This is a genomic window from Microbacterium sp. Z12_35 (genome assembly GCF_058310475.1).
Genome location: NZ_JBZEGJ010000001.1, coordinates 1393316 through 1410312, shown reverse-complemented (window position 1 = coordinate 1410312; position 16997 = coordinate 1393316). Strand labels below are relative to the sequence as shown.

The following is a 16997-nucleotide window of genomic DNA, read 5'->3' as shown; positions in this document are numbered from 1 at the left end:
CGGCATCGTTTCGGACACGGTTTTCGCCGCGGGCTGGCAGTGATCACGACAGGCCATCGCCTCGACGGCCCATCCTCGGCCTGCGCTTGGCGATGTCAATGTCGTTCATGCTCGCTTCGCTGCGCGTGCTCCACATTGACATCCCCGGCGCTCCGGCCGTGGCTAGCCGCCTATCGAGCCGACGCCCCACCAATGACCTCTCAGCGCCGCTCACACTCGGCAGTTCGTACAAGCTGGCCCTCGTTCGTCGACTGTTTTTCGGCGAGCGAAAGGCCGTGTTGGGCGCACGACGTCAGAGGCGGTGAGCCGGGGGGTGCTCAACGGCCGCCGACCGCCGTCTTTCTCTGTTACGCGTGACAACATCGTGACAACACTCTTTGAGAATCTATCCGCAGACCGATGATCCAAAAGGTCTGTGGCTCCGCGGAATCATGCGGTTTTCGCTGGTGATCGCCGCCATTCGCCGACGTGAATGAGGTTTCCGGTACCAAAGGTCGCTGGTTCGATTCCAGTCGGGGGCACCAGTCGGAAAAGGGACCGCGGGTCATTCAGACCCCGCGGTCCCTTCTCGTTACAGCACCCGGTGAACAGGTCCGCGGTGCCGGGTTTATGGGAAACGCGGGGCGCTCACGGTGTGCCGGCGCCGTTGCCCGGCGGCTCCGCAACCGCGAGGATCGCATCGGCGAACGCGCGCGGTTGCTCGGCGGGAAGATTGTGACCGGCGCGTGGAACCTGCCGGTGTTCCCGCCAGCCGGTGAAGAAACGTGCGTGCTGTGAGCCGTCCGTCGCCGGGAAGTTCCCGTCGGCGAGCCCATCGAGCGTCACGGTCGGAACGGGGATCGGAGGCAGCGTCGCAAGCCGCCGTTCCGCATCCTCATAACGTGCATCCCCGGGTGAGAGCCCGAGCCTGTGCCGGTAGGAGTGGATCACCACGTCGACGTAGTCGGGATTGTCGAACGCAGCTGCAGCGCGGGCGAGATCATCCTCGGTGAACCGCCAGTCGGGCGAGTTGCGTCTCCAGAGCACCTCGGCGATCTGTCGACGGTTGGCGTCGAGCCCTGCCCGGCCCCGCTCCGTCGCGAAATACCAGAAGTACCAGAATCCGGCTTCGAGGTCGGGGCGGATCGGAGTGCGGGATGCGGCGATGTCCTGGATGACATACCCGTTCACCGACACCAGGCCGGAGATGCGCTCCGGTTGGAGCGCGGCGACGACGCAGGCCGCACGGCCGCCCCAGTCGTAGCCGGCGAGGATCGGCTCGTAGAGGTCGAGCGCGTCCAGAAAGGCCAGGAGATCCGCGCCGAGTGCGGCCTGCTGACCCGAGCGGAAACCCGTGTCGTCGAGGAATCGCGTGGGGCCGTGCCCGCGGAGGTAGGGCACGAGCACACGGAACCCCGCGTCGGCGAGCAACGGCACGACATCGACGTAGCTGTGGATGTCGTAGGGAAATCCATGGAGGAGCACGACAGGCGCAGCGGTCGGGTCCCCAGTATCCACGTACCCGACGGACAGGTCGCCGGCGGCGACGGTCGTGAAGGGAAGCGACATCACAGGTCCTCGGGGAGAGGGTTCGAGCCGGTCGTCGCGGAGTCACGCAGCAGTGAGAGGAGGGCCTCCAAGTGGGTGGGGAACACTCTCGCGCCGCGGCCGGGGAGCAGATCGCGCGTTCCGACACGTCCGCCGAAGTACAGTGCGCGGGGGTCTCGCAGCACCCGACGGGAGTCGTTGCGCGCCACGAGCCCCCGGCGGACGAAGTCGTCGAGGGGGAGTCGGTCGGGCCCGGCGATGCGGATGTCGCCGTTCAGCGGCGGGGCGCTGGCGGTCTCCACGAGCGCATCAGCGACATCGTCAGCGGCGATCGGTTGGACGATGATCCCCGGCAGCCGCACCGTGTCCTCGACCGTCGCCACATCCGCGATCTCGCCCAGGAACTCGAACACCTGCGTCGCGTGGACAAGGGTGTAGGGCTGGCCGGACGCTCGGATGAGCTCTTCCTGCACCCGTTTGGCCGCGTAATACGGGATCGTCGGACGGTGCTGAGTGCCGACCGGCGTGAGAGCGATATGGTGCCGGACGCCGGCCTCGGCACCCTCCCGGAGGAGGTTCGCGGTGGAGCGGGTGAAGAAGACGCGGACCGACTCCGCGTCGTAGATGCGCGGCCGGGTCACGTCGAGAAGGACGTCGGTGCCGGCGAGGGCCTCACCAAGCCCCGCGCCGGTGACGGAGTCGACTCCGGTCGATGGTGAGGCGATCACGACCTGGTGGCCGGTCAGCTTCGCCGCGACTCGCGACCCGATCCGCCCCGTCCCGCCTACGATGACGATCTTCATGAGCTTCTTACCTTCCTTCGGAAGATGGCGCCTCCCTTCATGCCGGCGGCGCCATCTCGGTGGGTGTCAGACGTTGGCGGTCGCAGAGTGCTCAGCGATGTACGCCCTGCCGGCTTCGGCGATGGTCGCCGCGACGGCACCGGCCTGCGATACCGACAGGGCGTGGGAGGCGCCGCTGATCTCGCGGATGCCGCGGGATGCTGCGCGCTCAGCCCCGGCGCGGTGAACAGCCACGGGGATGTTGAGATCCTGGTCGCCGAAGACGTGCCAGGACGGGATGTCCTTCCACGCCGGTCGGTCGGTGAGGAGCCCTTCGGAGAGCGCGGCCTGTGTGACGGGACGCTGGGTCGCGGCCATCAGCGCGGCGTCGGCGTCCGAGGCATCCGCGGCGAACTGGTGATGGAAGACATCGGGGCGGATCGCGAACTCGTTGCCCCCGGTGGTTACCGGATAGGCGACCAGGGCGTCGCCGAGGGTGCTCCCCGGCTCGCTGGTGGAAAGGTCGAACGCGCTTTGTCCCGTATCGGGGACGAACGCGGCGACGTAGACGAGGCCGACCACGGAGTCGTTCGCAGATGCCGCTTCGGTGATCACCATGCCCCCATACGAGTGAGCGACGAGAACGACGGGCCCGTCGACCGACGCGATGACATCGCGCACATATGCGGCGTCGCCGGAGAGACTGCGCAGCGGGTTGGCCGCCGCCACGACGGGAATGCCGTGCGCCAGCAACTCGGCGATCACGGCGTTCCAGGAGGCCGATTCGGCGAAGGCGCCGTGGACGAGGACGACGGTGGGTTTGGGTTCGGACATGAGTTCGGTTCCTTTCACTACGGGTTGTGCGGCTTCCGTCCTTCGCCCGGGAGAGCAGAAGGCTTCTTGAGAGTTACGACCGGTACCACGCCGGCGATGTGACGGCGCGTGGGTTACGTCGAGGAGATCCGTGCGTCAGGGTGGAAGCCGGGAGCTGCTCTCCGTCACATCTGAGGGCGCTGTCCGGTCATTCCTACGAGGGGCGTGCGGTGAGCCCTCGAGCCAAGAGGATGAGGTCTGACATGCGCCCTGCAGATGCGACGGGCTTCGGGACGCTGCCCACAGAGGTCTTCGGACGCGAGCGCAGACGCTTGTTCGGCATCGCCTATCGCATGCTGGGGAGCGTCGCGGACGCCGAGGACATCCTGCAGGAGGTATGGCTCCGGTGGCAGCATGCCGACCATGAGTCGGTGCGTGAACCGGCGGCCTTCCTCACGACGGTGACAACGAGGCTCTGCATCAACGAGATGCAGTCGGCCCGCTCCCGTCGGGAGACGTACATCGGCCCGTGGCTCCCCGAGCCGGTCAATACGGAGGACGACCCCTCGCTCGGCGCGGAGCGCGGGGAGGCTCTCCAGTTCGCGGTTCTGCTGCTCTTGGAGAAGCTCACCCCCACCGAGCGAGCGGCGTACGTGCTGCGCGAGGCACTTGATTACCCGTACGAGCGGATCGCCGACATCGTACGATCATCGGTTCCTGCCGCCCGCCAGCTGGTCAGCCGGGCGCGGAAGCACCTCGCCGAGGAGCGTCGTACTCCCGTGCCCCCAACCGACCATAAGCGATTGCTCGAGGCGTTCCTCGTCGCTGCGCGCGGCGGCGACGTCGCTGCGTTGGAGAACCTGTTCACGGCAGACGTCGTGAGCTACACCGACGGCAACGGTGTGAAGCTGGCTGCCCGCATCCCCGTGTCGGGAAGAACGCGGGTGGCTACATTCGTCGCGGCGTTCTCCGGACACTTCTGGACCGGCAAGACGATCGGCTGGGTGCAGATCAACGGTCAACCGGCCGCCACACTGTCCGAGGAGGGCACCGTGACGACGGTGGTCACGGTGACGGCGGCGGAGGACGGGATCGCGCAGCTCCTGTGGGTGATGAGTCCCGCGAAACTGCGGCACGTCGTTCCGGCTGGGGCATGACCCCACGACCAGCCCGGCCGTGGTCGCACCGAGTCTCCCGCACCGAGCGTTCCGCGCGGCACCTGCGAGTCGTCGTCGAGCACCTGCGCGGTGCACTCAGAGACGGTGATCGCGCGCGTCTGGAGACCGCCCTCCGCCGCCGCGTGACGCTCGTGGTTGACAGCGGAGGCCGGGTACCCGCACCCCCGGTACCCGTACGCGGGCGCTCCGAAGTGGCCGCGATCCTGCTCCAGATGCTGGGCGGAGCCCTCGGCGGCTCCTCGACGGTGGCCTCGGTGAACGGCTCGCCGGCGCTGGTCTATCGGCGAGGCGACACTGCCGTCGCCGTCGTCGTCGCTCACATGCACGGTCCCCGCATCTCCGACGTCTGGGTGGTCGCGAACCCCGACAAACTGCACCACTGGAACGGGCAGTAGCCACCGTCACACATGTGTCCTGCTCCTGGTCAGAACTATCGAGGCGCTACTGGGTGCCATCGGAACGAAAGGCAAGGACATGGCAAAGATCGTCGTCATCGGCGGCACGGGGCTCATCGGGTCCAAGGTCGTCGCGAAACTCACGGAACACGGACATGAGGCTGTCGCTGCTTCACCCAACACGGGAGTCGACAGCATCACCGGCGCGGGCGTCGCCGAAGCGCTGCAGGGGGCGCAGGTGGTCGTCGATGTTTCGAACTCGCCCTCGTTCGCGGCACAGGACGTCATGGACTTCTTCACGACGTCGACGAAGAACCTGCTGGCGGCGGAAGCGGCAGCGGGAGTCGGGCACCACGTCGCCCTGACGATCGTCGGCACCAATCGCCCGCAGAACATCCCGTACTTCCACGCGAAGACGGCGCAGGAGAAGCTCATTCGCGAATCGGGAGTCCCGTACTCGCTGGTGCACGCGACGCAATTCTTCGAGTTCCTGGGCAGCATCGCCGACATCTCGATGAAGGATGATGGCGCCGTCCACCTGCCGGGCGCTCTGATTCAGCCGATCGCCGCCGAGGATGTCGCGACCGCTGTCGCGCGCACAGCGGCGGGCGAGCCGGTCAACGGCGATATCGAGATCGCCGGCCCGGAGACCTTCACCATGGACGAATTCGTCCGTCGCGGGCTGGCTTTCCGCCACGATGCGCGCAGCGTCGTGCAGGACCCCGATGCGCAGTACTACGGCGCCCACATCGACGAGCGCACCCTCATCCCCGTCGACGGCGCGCAGATCTTCGAGACCCGGCTCGAGGACTGGCTCCCGGCCAACCCGCCCCGCGGGTGACGAGGTGAGTGCGGGGCACCCGCTCAAGGGGAAGGTGGCGTTGGTGACGGGAGCGTCATCAGGAATCGGCCGTGCCACCGCCGTGGCGCTCGCACGGCAGGGCGCCTCCGTGGCGCTGGGGGCGAGGAGGTCGGACCGGCTTTCCTCGATCGCAGCGGCCGTGGACGGGGAGATCCTGCCACTCCCGCTGGACGTGACCGACAGGGAGTCGGTGCGTAGAGCTGTCGAGGCCACGGTTCACCGATTCGGCCGACTGGACGTGCTGGTCAACAACGCAGGGCTGATGCAAAGCGGGATGATCCTGGGCGGCGACCTCGGGGAGTGGGACCGGATGGTCGCCACCAACCTCCTCGGGTCGATGTACGCAGTCCACACGGCGCTTCCCCATCTTCTCGACAGCCGCGGCGCAGTGGTTCAGGTGTCTTCCACGTCCGGCCGGATCGCGTCCCTCGGCAGCGGCGTGTACGCCGCGACGAAGTTCGGCATCTCCGCCTTCACGGAGTCGCTGCGACAGGAGGTGACCGAGCGCGGCGTCCGGGTCATCGTCGTGCAGCCGGGCTTCGTCGACACCGAATTGACCGAGCACATCACAGACCCGTCGATGCGGGCGGCAGCCGCGGAGCTGGCGGCCGGGATGCGGCGCCTCCAGCCGGACGACATCGCGAACGCGATCGTGTACGCCCTCACCCAGCCCGACCACGTGGCCGTGAACGAGATACTCGTCAGGCCCACCGATCAGACGCGTTGACCGGGTGGCGGTCAGGGTGTAGCTGACCGCATCCTCGGCGAGCAGGGTCTCCAAGCGCTGGCGGTCACCACCGCGGGCAGCCTCCAGAAAGGCGCGGAACAGGCGGCTGCGTTGTTCCCCGCCCACCCGGCGTCGCCTCGCCTCTTGAGGTGTTGTCGAGCGCGGCTGACGAGCTGTCGGGCGTTCGCCGGGCTGACCTCGAGGATCCCTGCGATCTGCTCAGGAGCGGGGGCCGCGAGGTCGGCTGGGTCGGCGGTCACGCTGCTGTTCGCGCCCCGACGGCGGAGACCACCGGGGAGGGCCGCAGCGATCTCGGATCATCCGGCGGGCACAGGACGCGCCCGCCGCTGCCACTGTTCGAATCGGGTCGGCGCGATGTGCGCGGCAGGGGAGGGGAGCAGGTCGTCGCGGGTGAGTCGGGCGCCGAAGTAGGTGGCCAGGGGATCCGCCACCACCTCCCTCTCGTCTCGGCCGATCCTCATTTCCCGCTCGGCCAGATCCCGTAGCTCGAAGATCTCCGGACCGGCGTATTCGACGATGCCGTCTCCGGGGCCTGCCTCCGCGGCCGTGACCAGCGCCGCCGCCACATCGTCCGCGGCCATGGGCTGGAAGCGAAGGTCGGCGACATGGGCGATGCCGGTGCGGGTGGCGGCATCCGTGATGCTGCGGATGAACTCGAAGAACTGCGTCGCGTGCACCAGGGTGTAGGGGCGGCCCGCTGTGACGACGAGCCTCTCCTGCTCGGCCTTCGCCTGGAAGTACGCGCCCTCAGCACGCGCGAGACGATCCGTATTGACGACCGAGAGCGTGATGTGATGGCCCACCCGGTGCGCGGCTCCGTATGTGAGCAGATTCAGCGTGGAGCCGTAGAAGAACTCCCGGGCACCCGCCTCGTCCGCGTAGGACGAGTTCGATGCGTCGATGATGGTCGCGGCGCCCTCCAGCGCCGTGTCGAGTCCCTCTCCGGTGAAGGAGTTCACACCCGTGGCGCGCGATGCGGCCACGACGTCGTGTCCTCGCGCACGCAGCTGTGCCACTGTGCGCGTGCCGATCAACCCTGTTCCTCCCACAACGACGACCTTCATGACGCACGCCCCTCCGCTCTCGGCGGCGCCGGTGGGCAGCGCTCGCCTCTCGGAAGTATTGACCGGAAGCGGGCTGGATTTGTGACAGGAGCGTCTGTCGCTCAGGCGATGGAGTCGGCAGCCGCCCGGATCGCAGCGAGGGTGGCTTCGGGCTGCGACACCATCGACACGTGGGACGCGTTCACCTCGGTGATGGTCGCGCCGGCGCGCTCGGCCATGCGGCGCTGCGTCTCGATCGGGATGGTGAGGTCGTCAGTGCCGAGCACCGCCCAGCTGGGGATCGACTTCCACGCCGGGGGGCCGGACGGGGTGACGTTCGCGACGAGCGAGGCGGGCCGCTGTGTCGCGACGATCAGCCAGCGGTCGGCTTCGGGGAGGTCTTGAGCGAACGCCGTGTGCACGGCGTCGGGCTTGAGGAACGCATCCGCGGCACCTTCGGGGGCGCCGGGGTAGCCGGCGAGATCGAGAACCGTTGTCGGGTCGGCCACGGCCAGCGCCGATCCGGAGCCCTCCAGGATGCCGACCACGGTCTCGCCCTCATCGGGGATGAAAGCGTCGACATAGACGAGCGCCCGCACATCACCCGCCTGCGCACCGGCGTTCGTGATCACCGCACCCCCGTACGAATGACCGACCAGGACCACCGGGCCGCTCGTGCGTTGCGCCAGGAAGGACGCGATGTAGGCCGCATCCGCGGTCAGCCCCCGAAGCTCGTTCGGCGGCGCCAGAACGGTGTAGCCCTCCGCCTGCAGCGGCCGGACGATGGCATTCCAACTGGATGCGTCTGCCCAGGCGCCGTGGACGAGCACGATCGTGGGCTTGGTGTTCGAAGACATTCGACTTTCCTCCATGACGTCGCCGAGCGGCGAGAGTGTGGATGGTGCGAGTCGCGTCGTGTCAATGTCCCCTGGCGCTTGGCCGTCACGATAGAGCCTCGCGCCGTCCGCCGCCAGAGCGCGGTGGACGAGCGAGGTGTTCGGTTGACCTTTCGTGCCCCGGCGGCCTCAGGCTTCCCCATCCGGGTCGGCGCTGTCGATGACGCCGATCCCCACGGCCTCGTGGTCGGGTTCAGGGTCGAGGGGCTTGTCCGCCTTCTGCTCCTCCCCGGGCTCCTTGGCGACGCTCGGTTCCTGAAGGTCGTCCGTCGAGGGCATGTCGTCGTCGTTGCGCTGTTCGTCGGCGTCGGCTGAGTTGCTCATGGCGCTCCCTTTCGTCTCCTGAAGCGTGTCATTTCGGGCTGGAGACCGGCAACGGGTTGACGAAGCCGAGGCCGGTGGCCGAGCCGGCCTCGGCACGCCGGTCTCGCCGCGCATCCGAGGCCGTGCGGCTCGCCCGCCGGCCTCACCGGATGAGCGCAGACCGGTACCGGCGACGGGCGATCAGCTGCGCGACCCGCAGCAGCGGGTAGAGCACGAACCACCCGGGCGAGCGGGAAGGGCCGGTGAGAGAGCGGATCGTCAGGGTCACCGTATCTCCGGCCCGTGCCAGGATGAACGCCTCCTCTCCGCGCACCGGATGCCCCGGAAGCGTGCGGTACGCGAATCCCACCCGATCCGGCCGCTCCACGACGTCGACCACCTCGACCGGCTCGCGGATGCGGAGACCTGCGATCCGCACCGTGATGGTAGGCCGTGCGCCCACCTGCGCGGGGGCGGAGGGGGCGACGTCGAATCCGCTCCGCGTCTTGACTCTCCATCGAAGGAGATCGGCCGATGCGCGAGACCAGAGTTCCTCACCGGCTCCGAGGGTCACCGTGCGCTGATACCTGCGGAGCCGGGATGCCGGGACCTGCCAGGGTTCCACGCCGGGGGCGGTGTCGGCTCGGTGGCGGATGTTGGCGCCGAGGGAGGCAACGAGATGTTCGTTGCGGCGGCGGATGAGCCGGCGCAAGTACGGGACGAGGACGAGCCCCTCGGCCAGCCGTCCGAAGACGGGAGAGGCGACCGTCAGCGTGTCCGTCATAACGGTGACCTCGCCGGATCGATCGAAGACGTGCTCGTGGTGGAAGGACCGGAAGGGGCCGCTCACCTGCTCATCTACGAAGCGGTTCGGTGACTCGAGCGAAGTGATGCGTGACGTCATCCGGAACCAGACGCCGAAGTGCCGCGCCCGCCACGTCACGTACTCGCCGAGCCCGATGTTCCCGCTCGTGACGCCACCCACGGCGCGCTCGCGGGATCCGCTCATCGAGTCGACATGGGCGTCGATGCTGAGGGAGGCGTCGAATAACCGCTGCTGCGCCGCATCGGTTGCGGTGTGGAGGGTGAATCGACTCGGCACCCTGGGATCCTCTCACCCGCTCCCGTCCCCCCGGCGGCCCCGTCATGTCCCGTCTCTGCAGCTTTCCAATGGCCTGATGCTGCAAAAGCGGGACATGACGGGGCCGATCGGCGCCTAGATGCTCGTGGCGCCCCCGGTGTCGGGGTCGACGACCGCATCCGCGGCGGCCTCCTCGGCGGCGGCGCCCTCTTCGGGCGACTCGGAGCCGGTCTCGGCGGCAGTGTCGTCGGCGGCGGAGGAGTCGTCCTGCTGGCCTCCGGCGTTCTGGGGGCGGTCGGGCGAGGTGGATTCGGTCATGGTGCTCCTTTCGGTTCGCCCCAGCCAACCGCACGTCGCGCGGCGTGAAGGGGGGCTTGCGGACGACTGCGCGAGCGGTCTCCCGCGTGCGGCCTGGTCCCTCCTTCTCGCTACACACCGTTCGCGCGCAGTCAACCCGCCCGACGAGTGGGCTCGCTCCGCGTAAACCGGATACGCCCGGTGCCCCCACCGGCATCCGAGAGGACCACCATGTCGGAAAACCAGAAGACAGCACCCCACCCCGAGAGCGACGCCAAGCCGGATTCTCCGAACGACCTCACGAAGCGTTCCTGGAAGTACGTCTTCGTCAAGGCGATCCGGGAGTTCTCCTCGGATCAATGTCTCGATATCGCGGCGGCGCTCACGTACTTCGGCGTGCTCGCGATCTTCCCCGGGCTGATCGCCGTGTTCTCCCTCCTGGGGGTGTTCGGGCAGGGCGACCAGACCGCCAACGCCGTGCTCGACATCGTCGAGCAGGTCGCTCCGGGAGGCACCGCCGACGCCCTGCGCGGGCCGATCGAGCAGATCGCGTCCTCGCCCGGCGCCGGCTTCGCTCTCGTCAGCGGTATCGTGCTGGCGATCTGGTCTGCCTCGGGGTACGTCGGCGCCTTCAGTCGTGCGATGAACCGGATCTACGAGATCGAGGAGGGCCGACCCTTCTGGAAGCTCAAGCCCGTTCAGCTCCTGCTGACCGTCGTCATCGTCATCCTGGTCACCCTCTCCGCCCTCATTCTGGTCGTCTCCGGGCCGATCGCCGAAGCCATCGGCGGCGCCATCGGGCTGGGGGAGGTCGCCCTGACGGTGTGGCAGATCGCGAAGTGGCCCGTCCTGCTGATCATCGTCGTCCTGACGATCGCGCTCCTCTATTACGGAACGCCCAACGCCAAGCAGCCGAAGTTCCGGTGGATCAGTATCGGGGCCATCATCGCGATCGTCGTCCTGGCCATCGCGACGGCGGGCTTCCTCTTCTACATCTCGAACTTCTCCAACTACGACCGTACGTACGGATCGCTCGCGGGCGTGATCGTGTTCCTGTTGTGGTTGTGGATCGCGAACCTCGCCATCCTGTTCGGCGCCGAGTTCGACGCGGAGCTCGAGCGGGGGCGGCAGTTGCAGTCCGGGATCGCTGCGGAGGAGGACATCCAGCTCCCGCCACGCGACACGAAGAAGAGCGACAAAGCGGCGGAGAAGGAGAAGAAGGACATCGAGGAGGGCCGCCGCATCCGCCTGCAGCACGGCGAGCATCACGACTCATAGCGCACGATCCCCCGGTTGGCGAGCCTATCTTCGGCACGTCTGCCGCGGGTAGCGTAAGAGCGCGGGGGATACACCCCCGGCCGTCAGAGAGAGGAGACCACATGGGACTCGATGACAAGATCAAGAACGCCGCCCAGGACGCCGCCGGTCACGCCAAGGAAGCCGCCGGTAAGGGTACCGACGATGAGAACTTGGAGCGTGAGGGCAAGGCCGACCAGACGAAGGCCAACCTGAAGAAGGCTGGCGAGAACGTCAAGGACGCGTTCAAGTAAGCAGAAGCCAGGAACGCCCCGACCGTCACGCGGTCGGGGCGTTCCTCTTTTTCGCCTCAGCACGGGCCGGCGAGGGGCAACGAAGTCACCGTGGACCCTACCCGCGGACTCCCCGCACGCGTAGGGTGCAGAGGCCATGGCCCTCGATGCACGTGTCCGTACTCTTGCGGACCACGCCTACGCCCAGGCTCCCCGGACGGTGCTGGAGGAGCTGGGTTCGTCCCGCGCGGGCCTGTCGACGTCAGAGGCGACGGCACGGCTGGCGGAGGGGGGACCGAACCGGCTGCCCGAGCAGCGACGCCGCCCAGCGCTGGTGCGGCTGCTCGGCCATTTCAACAACATCCTCATCTACATCCTGCTCGCCTCGGCGGTCATCAAGGTGGTCTACCGCGACTGGCTGGACTTCGGCGTCATCCTCGCCGTCGCCGTCGTCACGGCACTGATCGGGTTCCTCCAGGAGGGGCAGGCCGAGCGGGCGCTCGCCGGTATCCGCGACATGCTCTCGCTGTCTGCGCGCGTTCGCCGTGATGGGCGCTGGGCAGAGATCCCCGCGGAGGACGTGGTGCCTGGGGACATCGTCCGCGTCCGGGCGGGCGACAAGGTGCCCGCCGACATGCGCCTGGTGTCCGCGTCGCAGGTGGAGATCGACGAGTCAGCGCTCACGGGCGAGTCGGTGCCCGTAGCCAAATCGACCGAGGCGACGCTCCTCGATGCCGGGCTCGGCGATCGTGTCGGAATGGCGTACTCGGGGACGCTCGTGACGCGTGGCAGCGCGGACGGCGTCGTCACCGCGACGGGCGGTGACACGGAGATCGGACACATCCAGAGCCTGATCGCCGAGGCGCAGCCCCTCACGACGCCGCTGACCCGACAGCTCGCGGCGCTCAGCACGCAGATCGCGGTCCTCATCCTCGTCACTGCGGCGGTCATGACGGTCGTCGGATTGGTTCTGCATGACCAGTCCCCTGAGTCGCTGCTGGATTCGGCGATCACCTTCGCGGTGGCCGCGGTTCCGGAGGGCTTGCCGGCCATCGTGACCATCACCCTCGCGCTCGGCGTGCAGCAGATGGCGAAGCGGCAGGCGATCACGCGCAAGCTCACCGCCGTCGAGACGCTCGGGGCCGTGACGACCATCTGCTCGGACAAGACGGGCACGCTCACGCTCAACGAGATGACGGTGCGAGCTGCCGTCACACCGGCCGACACCTACGCCGTCGCGGGCGAGGGTTATCGTCCGGAGGGCGAGGTGCGCGGTTCGGACGGCGACGTGGTGACGCTGACGGATGCGCCTGACCTCGGTGAGCTCGTATCGGCCATGGCGCGGTGCAACGACGCGGCGGTGCGGCGTGATGGCGACGCGTGGACCGTGGTGGGCGCGCCGACCGAGGGCAGCCTGGTGGTGCTCGCCCGGAAGCTGGGCTATGACCCGGCGGGCCGTACCCGGCTCGACGAGCTGCCCTTCGACTCGGCGCTCAAGTTCATGGCTGTGCTCGATCGCGATGCCGACGGCGTGGTGCACGTGATCGCCAAGGGCGCTCCCGACCGTCTGCTCGAGCGCTGCCGCGATGAGCTCGCCCCCGATGGAACGGTGCGGCCGCTGGACGCCGGCCGATGGCACGCCGTGATCGCAGAGCTGGGCGGCGCAGGTCTGCGTACCCTGGCCGCGGCCTCGGCTCCGGCGTCCCCCTCGCACGTGCTCGGCCCCGCTACGGTCCGCGATCTCACTTTCCTCGGACTGGTCGGCATCGCCGACCCGCCACGCCCCGAGGCGATCCGCGCGATCCACGAGTGCCGGGATGCCGGCATCCGCGTCACCATGATCACCGGCGATCACGCCGTGACCGCCGCGGCGATCGGCGGAGACCTCGGTATCGCGCTCGGTGCTACGCCCTTCGTGGTGACCGGCGCGGAGGTGGACGCCATGAGCGATGCCGAACTGGCCCACATCGCCCCTGACGTCGACGTGTTCGCGCGCACCAGCCCCGAGCACAAGATCAGGGTTGTGAGGGCGCTGCAATCCCGCGACCAGGTCGTCGCGATGACCGGCGATGGCGTGAATGATGCGCCCGCCCTCGCCCGCGCCGACATCGGGATCGCCATGGGCGTCAATGGCACCGAGGCGACGAAGGACGCCGCCGATATCGTCCTGGCCGACGACAACTTCGCCACCATCGAGCGCGCGGTGTCGGAAGGCCGCCGCATCTTCGACAACATCCAGAAGTCGCTGATGTTCATCCTGCCGACGACCTTCGGGCAGGCGCTGGTCGTCCTCACCGCCGTGCTCGTCGGGTATGTCCCGCCACTGCAACCGACGCAGGTGTTGTGGGTCAACCTCGTCACGGCGGTCACGTTGTCGATCGCTCTCGCGTACGAGCCGGCTGAGCGGGGCATCATGCAGCGTCCACCCCGGGATGCCAAGGGGCCGGTGATCGATCGCATTCTGTTTCCTCGCGTGGGGTGGGCGGCCCTGCTGATCGCCGCAGCATCCACGGGGGTGTTCTTCTACGAGATGAACACCGGTTCGCCGTTCGCGGTGGCCCAGACCAGCGCGGTCACGCTCCTCGTCTTCGCCCAGGTCGCGTACCTCTTCAATTCGAGGTTCCTGCGCAGCAGCGGCTTCACGTGGCGCGTCTTGAGCGGGAACCCCGTGGTGTGGTACTCGATCGGTGTGCTGGTGGTTCTTCAGCTGCTTCTGATCTACGCGCCGTTCATGCAGTCCTGGTTCCACACGGCACCCCTCGGCCCGGAGGAGTGGCTCCGCGTGGGAGCACTGTCGGCGGCCATTTTCGTCGCGGTCGAGGTGGAGAAGGCGTTCGCCATCGCAGCGGAGCGCCGACCGCGGCGGCACGCTCCCGGGGGCGGTTCAGTCTCGGTTAGGACTGCTAAGCCGGAATAACGTGACAGAGTACGGCTATGAACTCCTTCGGTGAATTCGTTGAGGTATGGCCGGCGCACCGATCGGAGACCCTTCCGCGCGACGCGTACGAGGACCCCGCAGATGGTTCGGGCACCGCCCCCGTCGATGCCGCGATCCCTCCGACCATCGCGGCCCTGGACTACTCTCCGTCGCTGCGCACCGTCGGAACCTGCGAGGCTGCGCTCATCGCGGTCGCGCAGGCAGACACCGGAGCTGCAGGCGCGCCGGCGGCCGTGCTGCGATTCATGATCCGATGCGAGTCGATCGCCTCTTCACGCATCGACGGCATCGGGGTGAGCCCCACTGAGTACGCGAAGGCGGAGGCGGGGCTCGGCGACGACGAGAACGCGACGCGGGCGGTTCGAGCCGGCGAGGCGCTGGACGCCCTCCTCCGGAGCATCGACGCCCACGGGGTTTTCACCGTCGACGGCATCCGGTCTGCCCATGCGGTGCTTCTCGCAGGCGCTGCGGAGGGCGCCTTCGTCGCCGGCCAGGTGCGTGACACGCAGACCTGGATCGGCTCTGCCGGGGCTCCGCGAGACGCGGCGTACATGCCACCCACTGCGGCCCGGGTACCGGCGCTGCTGGCGGATCTGGTGGCGTATCTCAACCGCGACGACGTCCCGGTGATCGTGCAGGCTGCGATCGGGCACGCGCAGTTCCTCTCGATCCGTCCGTTCGTGCGCGGTAACGGCCGCATCGGTCGCGCACTCCTCGGCGCCTCCTTACGGCGGAGGGGAGTGAGCAGCCATGCGCTCGTACCGGTGACCTGCGGCCTGCTTGCGCGGCCGGCGGAGTACCTCGAATCGCTCGTGGCGTACCGAGACGGCGACCCCTCGCCGATCATCGTCCTGGTCGCGAACTGCGCGCGCGTCGCCGCGACCGAATCGCGTGTGGGTGCCGTCCGCGTGAAGGAACTCCCCGAGACGTGGGGCGCCGCGGCGAAGCCGAGACGCGGGTCTGCCGCTGCCGCGCTCATCCCCGCGTTCGCGGAGCACCCGGCAATGGGCGCTGCGGAGGTCGAACAGTTCTCCGGGGCAGGGCGCGCGCAGGCCTACCAGGCGGTGGAGCGGCTCGAGGCGGCCGGCGTGATCCGCGAGGTCACCGCGCGCAAGCGCGGCCGAGTGTGGGTGGCAACCGATGTGCTGACCGAGCTGGACGACCTCGACCGCCGTATTCAAGAGCGCATGCGCGCCGGCCGGTGACAGGAGACCGTCTGGCAACAGAGGCGTGAGGGCTCAATCCCGCGGGTAGGAATGAACGAAGTCCCGGAGGGCATCTTCGTCGGGGAGATCGACCCATAACCGGATGCTGTCCGTGTCCGCGCCGACCCCGTTCACCAGGGCAGCACCACCGATGCGGTCCAGCAACGGCGCCATCCGCTCGGCTCGCACGGTCGAGACATAGCCGATTCCACGGCCCTCCGCATACACCGCGATGGCGGCGGAGTGGCGTCGATTGCCGGGCTCCCGCCGCAGGACGTACAGACGATCACCGGCGATGCCCCGCTCCGGATCGTGAACGCGGTACGGGGTGCCCTTGACCCGCACTCGGGTCGACTCGAGTGCGCGCAGGTCGGGAAGCGTCCCGTGGTCGAGCGCAGGCATCGACAGCAGGTGTCGGACGCGTTCCCACCAGACAGGCATGTATCGACGGTATCGGCCGGCGCCTGTGAGACCACCCGGCCTGCCGTCCGCAGGCACCGCGCGGCGTGTCAGCGGACGACTGCGGTGGCCGTGGACAGGGTCAGGAGCACATCGTGGCTGGTCGACCCGAGCAGGAAGCGCGCGACGGCTCCCCGCCCACGAGACCCCACGACTGCCAGGCGGGCGTCGGCTGCCACGCGATTGATGAGCATCGCGGGATCGCTGGCTTCGACGATTCGTCGCACCTCGAGGTCGGGGTAGTCCTGGGCAAGACCGGCGAGGGAGAGCCCCATCGCCTCCTCTGTCAGCCGCCGCGCGTTCTCGCGATAGTCGTCGGGGTAGGTGATCACGCCGAGTGTCGCGGTGATGGGCGTCCACGCGCTGACCGCGATCAGCGGCTCGCCCAGCCGATCCGCCTCGGTGGCGGCGAATCGGATCGCGGCCTCCGACAGTTCGGAGCCGTCGACTCCGACGACCACGCCGGTGCGGCCGGCAAGGTCGAACTGGGGTACCACGACGACAGGGCACGATGCAGCGGCGGCGACCCGCACGCCATGGGGGCCACGAGTGATCCCTGATCGGGGGCCGCGGAAGTCGCTGCCGATCACGAGGAGGTCGGCAGTCTCGGACGCGGTCAGGAGTTCTTCCACCGGCTTGCCACGCGTGACGCGCACTTCCGCGGCGCCGAGCCGTTCGGCTTCACGCTCCAGTTGCGCCCGGGTCGTCTCGACGGCGTGTTCCAGGACGTCACCCTCGCCGACCACGCCGAGCGCGCCGCCGACGACCGACATCAGCACCAGCCGATCGCCGCGATCGGACGCGCGCTGGGCAGCCCACTCCGCCGCCGCGCGCGCCGCTGGGGAGTCGGTCATCCCGACCAGGATCGTTCCGTTCATGCGTATGCCTCCGCTGCCAGCGTATCGGCGTGACATCCACACCCCGTGCAGCGCGGGGCGCCG

General features: G+C 68.5%; 18 protein-coding genes. 8 read left to right on the top strand and 10 right to left on the bottom strand.

What is annotated here, in order from left to right:
• Positions 1-627: 627 nt before the first annotated feature.
• The 3 genes from AC4FS1_RS06995 to AC4FS1_RS06985 form a co-directional block, all read right to left on the bottom strand.
• Positions 628-1548, bottom strand: coding sequence for an alpha/beta fold hydrolase (locus AC4FS1_RS06995; protein WP_491153656.1), 921 nt, complete (start codon positions 1546-1548; stop codon positions 628-630).
• Entirely contained in the window at positions 1548-2330 is a 783-nt protein-coding gene (locus tag AC4FS1_RS06990) for an SDR family oxidoreductase (RefSeq protein WP_491153654.1), read from the bottom strand. Before AC4FS1_RS06990 ends, AC4FS1_RS06995 begins: the two co-directional genes overlap by 1 nt.
• Positions 2331-2396: 66 nt before the next feature.
• Positions 2397-3143, bottom strand: a complete 747-nt coding sequence (locus tag AC4FS1_RS06985; RefSeq protein ID WP_491153652.1) for an alpha/beta fold hydrolase — start codon at positions 3141-3143, stop codon at positions 2397-2399.
• A 242-nt stretch (positions 3144-3385) separates the two neighbouring features.
• Between AC4FS1_RS06985 and AC4FS1_RS06980 the strand changes: the two genes are divergently transcribed.
• The 4 genes from AC4FS1_RS06980 to AC4FS1_RS06965 all read left to right on the top strand — a co-directional run bounded on the left by AC4FS1_RS06980 (position 3386) and on the right by AC4FS1_RS06965 (position 6284).
• Positions 3386-4279 (top strand): RNA polymerase sigma-70 factor, encoded by an 894-nt coding sequence (locus tag AC4FS1_RS06980; RefSeq protein ID WP_491153650.1) that lies wholly within the window; start codon positions 3386-3388, stop codon positions 4277-4279.
• The gene (locus AC4FS1_RS06975) at positions 4276-4695 is read left to right on the top strand and encodes a sigma-70 family RNA polymerase sigma factor family protein (protein WP_491153647.1); all 420 of its coding nucleotides are present in this window, start codon (positions 4276-4278) and stop codon (positions 4693-4695) included. Before AC4FS1_RS06980 ends, AC4FS1_RS06975 begins: the two co-directional genes overlap by 4 nt.
• Positions 4696-4774: 79 nt before the next feature.
• A complete protein-coding gene (locus AC4FS1_RS06970; RefSeq protein WP_491153645.1) occupies positions 4775-5536 on the top strand; it encodes an SDR family oxidoreductase in 762 nt (253 codons plus the stop codon).
• Positions 5537-5579: 43 nt separating this feature from the next.
• A complete protein-coding gene (locus AC4FS1_RS06965) occupies positions 5580-6284 on the top strand; it encodes an SDR family NAD(P)-dependent oxidoreductase (protein WP_491153643.1) in 705 nt (234 codons plus the stop codon).
• A gap of 317 nt (positions 6285-6601) precedes the next feature.
• On the opposite strand, the gene AC4FS1_RS06960 is transcribed toward AC4FS1_RS06965, so the two are convergent.
• The 5 genes from AC4FS1_RS06960 to AC4FS1_RS06940 form a co-directional block, all read right to left on the bottom strand.
• Positions 6602-7369, bottom strand: a complete 768-nt coding sequence (locus AC4FS1_RS06960; protein ID WP_491153641.1) for an SDR family oxidoreductase — start codon at positions 7367-7369, stop codon at positions 6602-6604.
• Positions 7370-7470: 101 nt separating this feature from the next.
• Positions 7471-8205: an alpha/beta fold hydrolase gene (locus AC4FS1_RS06955; protein WP_491153639.1), complete on the bottom strand. Its 735-nt coding sequence runs from the start codon at positions 8203-8205 to the stop codon at positions 7471-7473.
• Between the two features lie 168 nt (positions 8206-8373).
• Positions 8374-8568 carry a hypothetical protein gene (locus AC4FS1_RS06950; protein WP_491153637.1) on the bottom strand — a complete coding sequence of 65 codons (195 nt, stop codon included), beginning with the start codon at positions 8566-8568 and terminating at the stop codon, positions 8374-8376.
• 142 nt (positions 8569-8710) lie between these two features.
• Complete coding sequence (locus AC4FS1_RS06945; protein ID WP_491153635.1) at positions 8711-9649, bottom strand: DUF1990 family protein; 939 nt, start codon at positions 9647-9649, stop codon at positions 8711-8713.
• 114 nt (positions 9650-9763) lie between these two features.
• On the bottom strand, positions 9764-9946 hold the full coding sequence (locus tag AC4FS1_RS06940; RefSeq protein ID WP_491153634.1) for a hypothetical protein: 183 nt from the start codon (positions 9944-9946) through the stop codon (positions 9764-9766).
• 210 nt (positions 9947-10156) lie between these two features.
• Here AC4FS1_RS06940 and AC4FS1_RS06935 point away from each other — a divergent pair, with 210 nt between their 5' ends.
• From AC4FS1_RS06935 to AC4FS1_RS06920, 4 genes are all read left to right on the top strand, one after another.
• Positions 10157-11203, top strand: a complete 1047-nt coding sequence (locus AC4FS1_RS06935; protein WP_491153632.1) for a YihY/virulence factor BrkB family protein — start codon at positions 10157-10159, stop codon at positions 11201-11203.
• 101 nt (positions 11204-11304) lie between these two features.
• The gene (locus tag AC4FS1_RS06930) at positions 11305-11475 is read left to right on the top strand and encodes a CsbD family protein (RefSeq protein WP_484509786.1); all 171 of its coding nucleotides are present in this window, start codon (positions 11305-11307) and stop codon (positions 11473-11475) included.
• 136 nt (positions 11476-11611) lie between these two features.
• Complete coding sequence (locus tag AC4FS1_RS06925) at positions 11612-14371, top strand: cation-translocating P-type ATPase (RefSeq protein WP_491153630.1); 2760 nt, start codon at positions 11612-11614, stop codon at positions 14369-14371.
• 17 nt (positions 14372-14388) lie between these two features.
• Positions 14389-15597, top strand: a complete 1209-nt coding sequence (locus AC4FS1_RS06920; protein ID WP_491153628.1) for a Fic family protein — start codon at positions 14389-14391, stop codon at positions 15595-15597.
• A 33-nt stretch (positions 15598-15630) separates the two neighbouring features.
• On the opposite strand, the gene AC4FS1_RS06915 is transcribed toward AC4FS1_RS06920, so the two are convergent.
• Positions 15631-16038 carry an HIRAN domain-containing protein gene (locus tag AC4FS1_RS06915; protein ID WP_491153626.1) on the bottom strand — a complete coding sequence of 136 codons (408 nt, stop codon included), beginning with the start codon at positions 16036-16038 and terminating at the stop codon, positions 15631-15633.
• 68 nt (positions 16039-16106) lie between these two features.
• On the bottom strand, positions 16107-16934 hold the full coding sequence (locus AC4FS1_RS06910; RefSeq protein WP_491153624.1) for a universal stress protein: 828 nt from the start codon (positions 16932-16934) through the stop codon (positions 16107-16109).
• Positions 16935-16997: the final 63 nt, after the last annotated feature.

Excerpts from the sequence above, each read along its gene's own strand:
- AC4FS1_RS06995 (WP_491153656.1), bottom strand. The coding sequence starts at position 1,548 with ATGTCGCTTCCCTTCACGACCGTCGCCGCCGGCGACCTGTCCGTCGGG.
- AC4FS1_RS06990 (WP_491153654.1), bottom strand. The coding sequence starts at position 2,330 with ATGAAGATCGTCATCGTAGGCGGGACGGGGCGGATCGGGTCGCGAGTC.
- AC4FS1_RS06985 (WP_491153652.1), bottom strand. The coding sequence starts at position 3,143 with ATGTCCGAACCCAAACCCACCGTCGTCCTCGTCCACGGCGCCTTCGCC.
- AC4FS1_RS06980 (WP_491153650.1), top strand. The coding sequence starts at position 3,386 with ATGCGCCCTGCAGATGCGACGGGCTTCGGGACGCTGCCCACAGAGGTC.
- AC4FS1_RS06975 (WP_491153647.1), top strand. The coding sequence starts at position 4,276 with ATGACCCCACGACCAGCCCGGCCGTGGTCGCACCGAGTCTCCCGCACC.
- AC4FS1_RS06970 (WP_491153645.1), top strand. The coding sequence starts at position 4,775 with ATGGCAAAGATCGTCGTCATCGGCGGCACGGGGCTCATCGGGTCCAAG.
- AC4FS1_RS06960 (WP_491153641.1), bottom strand. The coding sequence starts at position 7,369 with ATGAAGGTCGTCGTTGTGGGAGGAACAGGGTTGATCGGCACGCGCACA.
- AC4FS1_RS06955 (WP_491153639.1), bottom strand. The coding sequence starts at position 8,205 with ATGTCTTCGAACACCAAGCCCACGATCGTGCTCGTCCACGGCGCCTGG.
- AC4FS1_RS06950 (WP_491153637.1), bottom strand. The coding sequence starts at position 8,568 with ATGAGCAACTCAGCCGACGCCGACGAACAGCGCAACGACGACGACATG.
- AC4FS1_RS06940 (WP_491153634.1), bottom strand. The coding sequence starts at position 9,946 with ATGACCGAATCCACCTCGCCCGACCGCCCCCAGAACGCCGGAGGCCAG.
- AC4FS1_RS06935 (WP_491153632.1), top strand. The coding sequence starts at position 10,157 with ATGTCGGAAAACCAGAAGACAGCACCCCACCCCGAGAGCGACGCCAAG.
- AC4FS1_RS06930 (WP_484509786.1), top strand. The coding sequence starts at position 11,305 with ATGGGACTCGATGACAAGATCAAGAACGCCGCCCAGGACGCCGCCGGT.
- AC4FS1_RS06925 (WP_491153630.1), top strand. The coding sequence starts at position 11,612 with ATGGCCCTCGATGCACGTGTCCGTACTCTTGCGGACCACGCCTACGCC.
- AC4FS1_RS06920 (WP_491153628.1), top strand. The coding sequence starts at position 14,389 with ATGAACTCCTTCGGTGAATTCGTTGAGGTATGGCCGGCGCACCGATCG.
- AC4FS1_RS06915 (WP_491153626.1), bottom strand. The coding sequence starts at position 16,038 with ATGCCTGTCTGGTGGGAACGCGTCCGACACCTGCTGTCGATGCCTGCG.
- AC4FS1_RS06910 (WP_491153624.1), bottom strand. The coding sequence starts at position 16,934 with ATGAACGGAACGATCCTGGTCGGGATGACCGACTCCCCAGCGGCGCGC.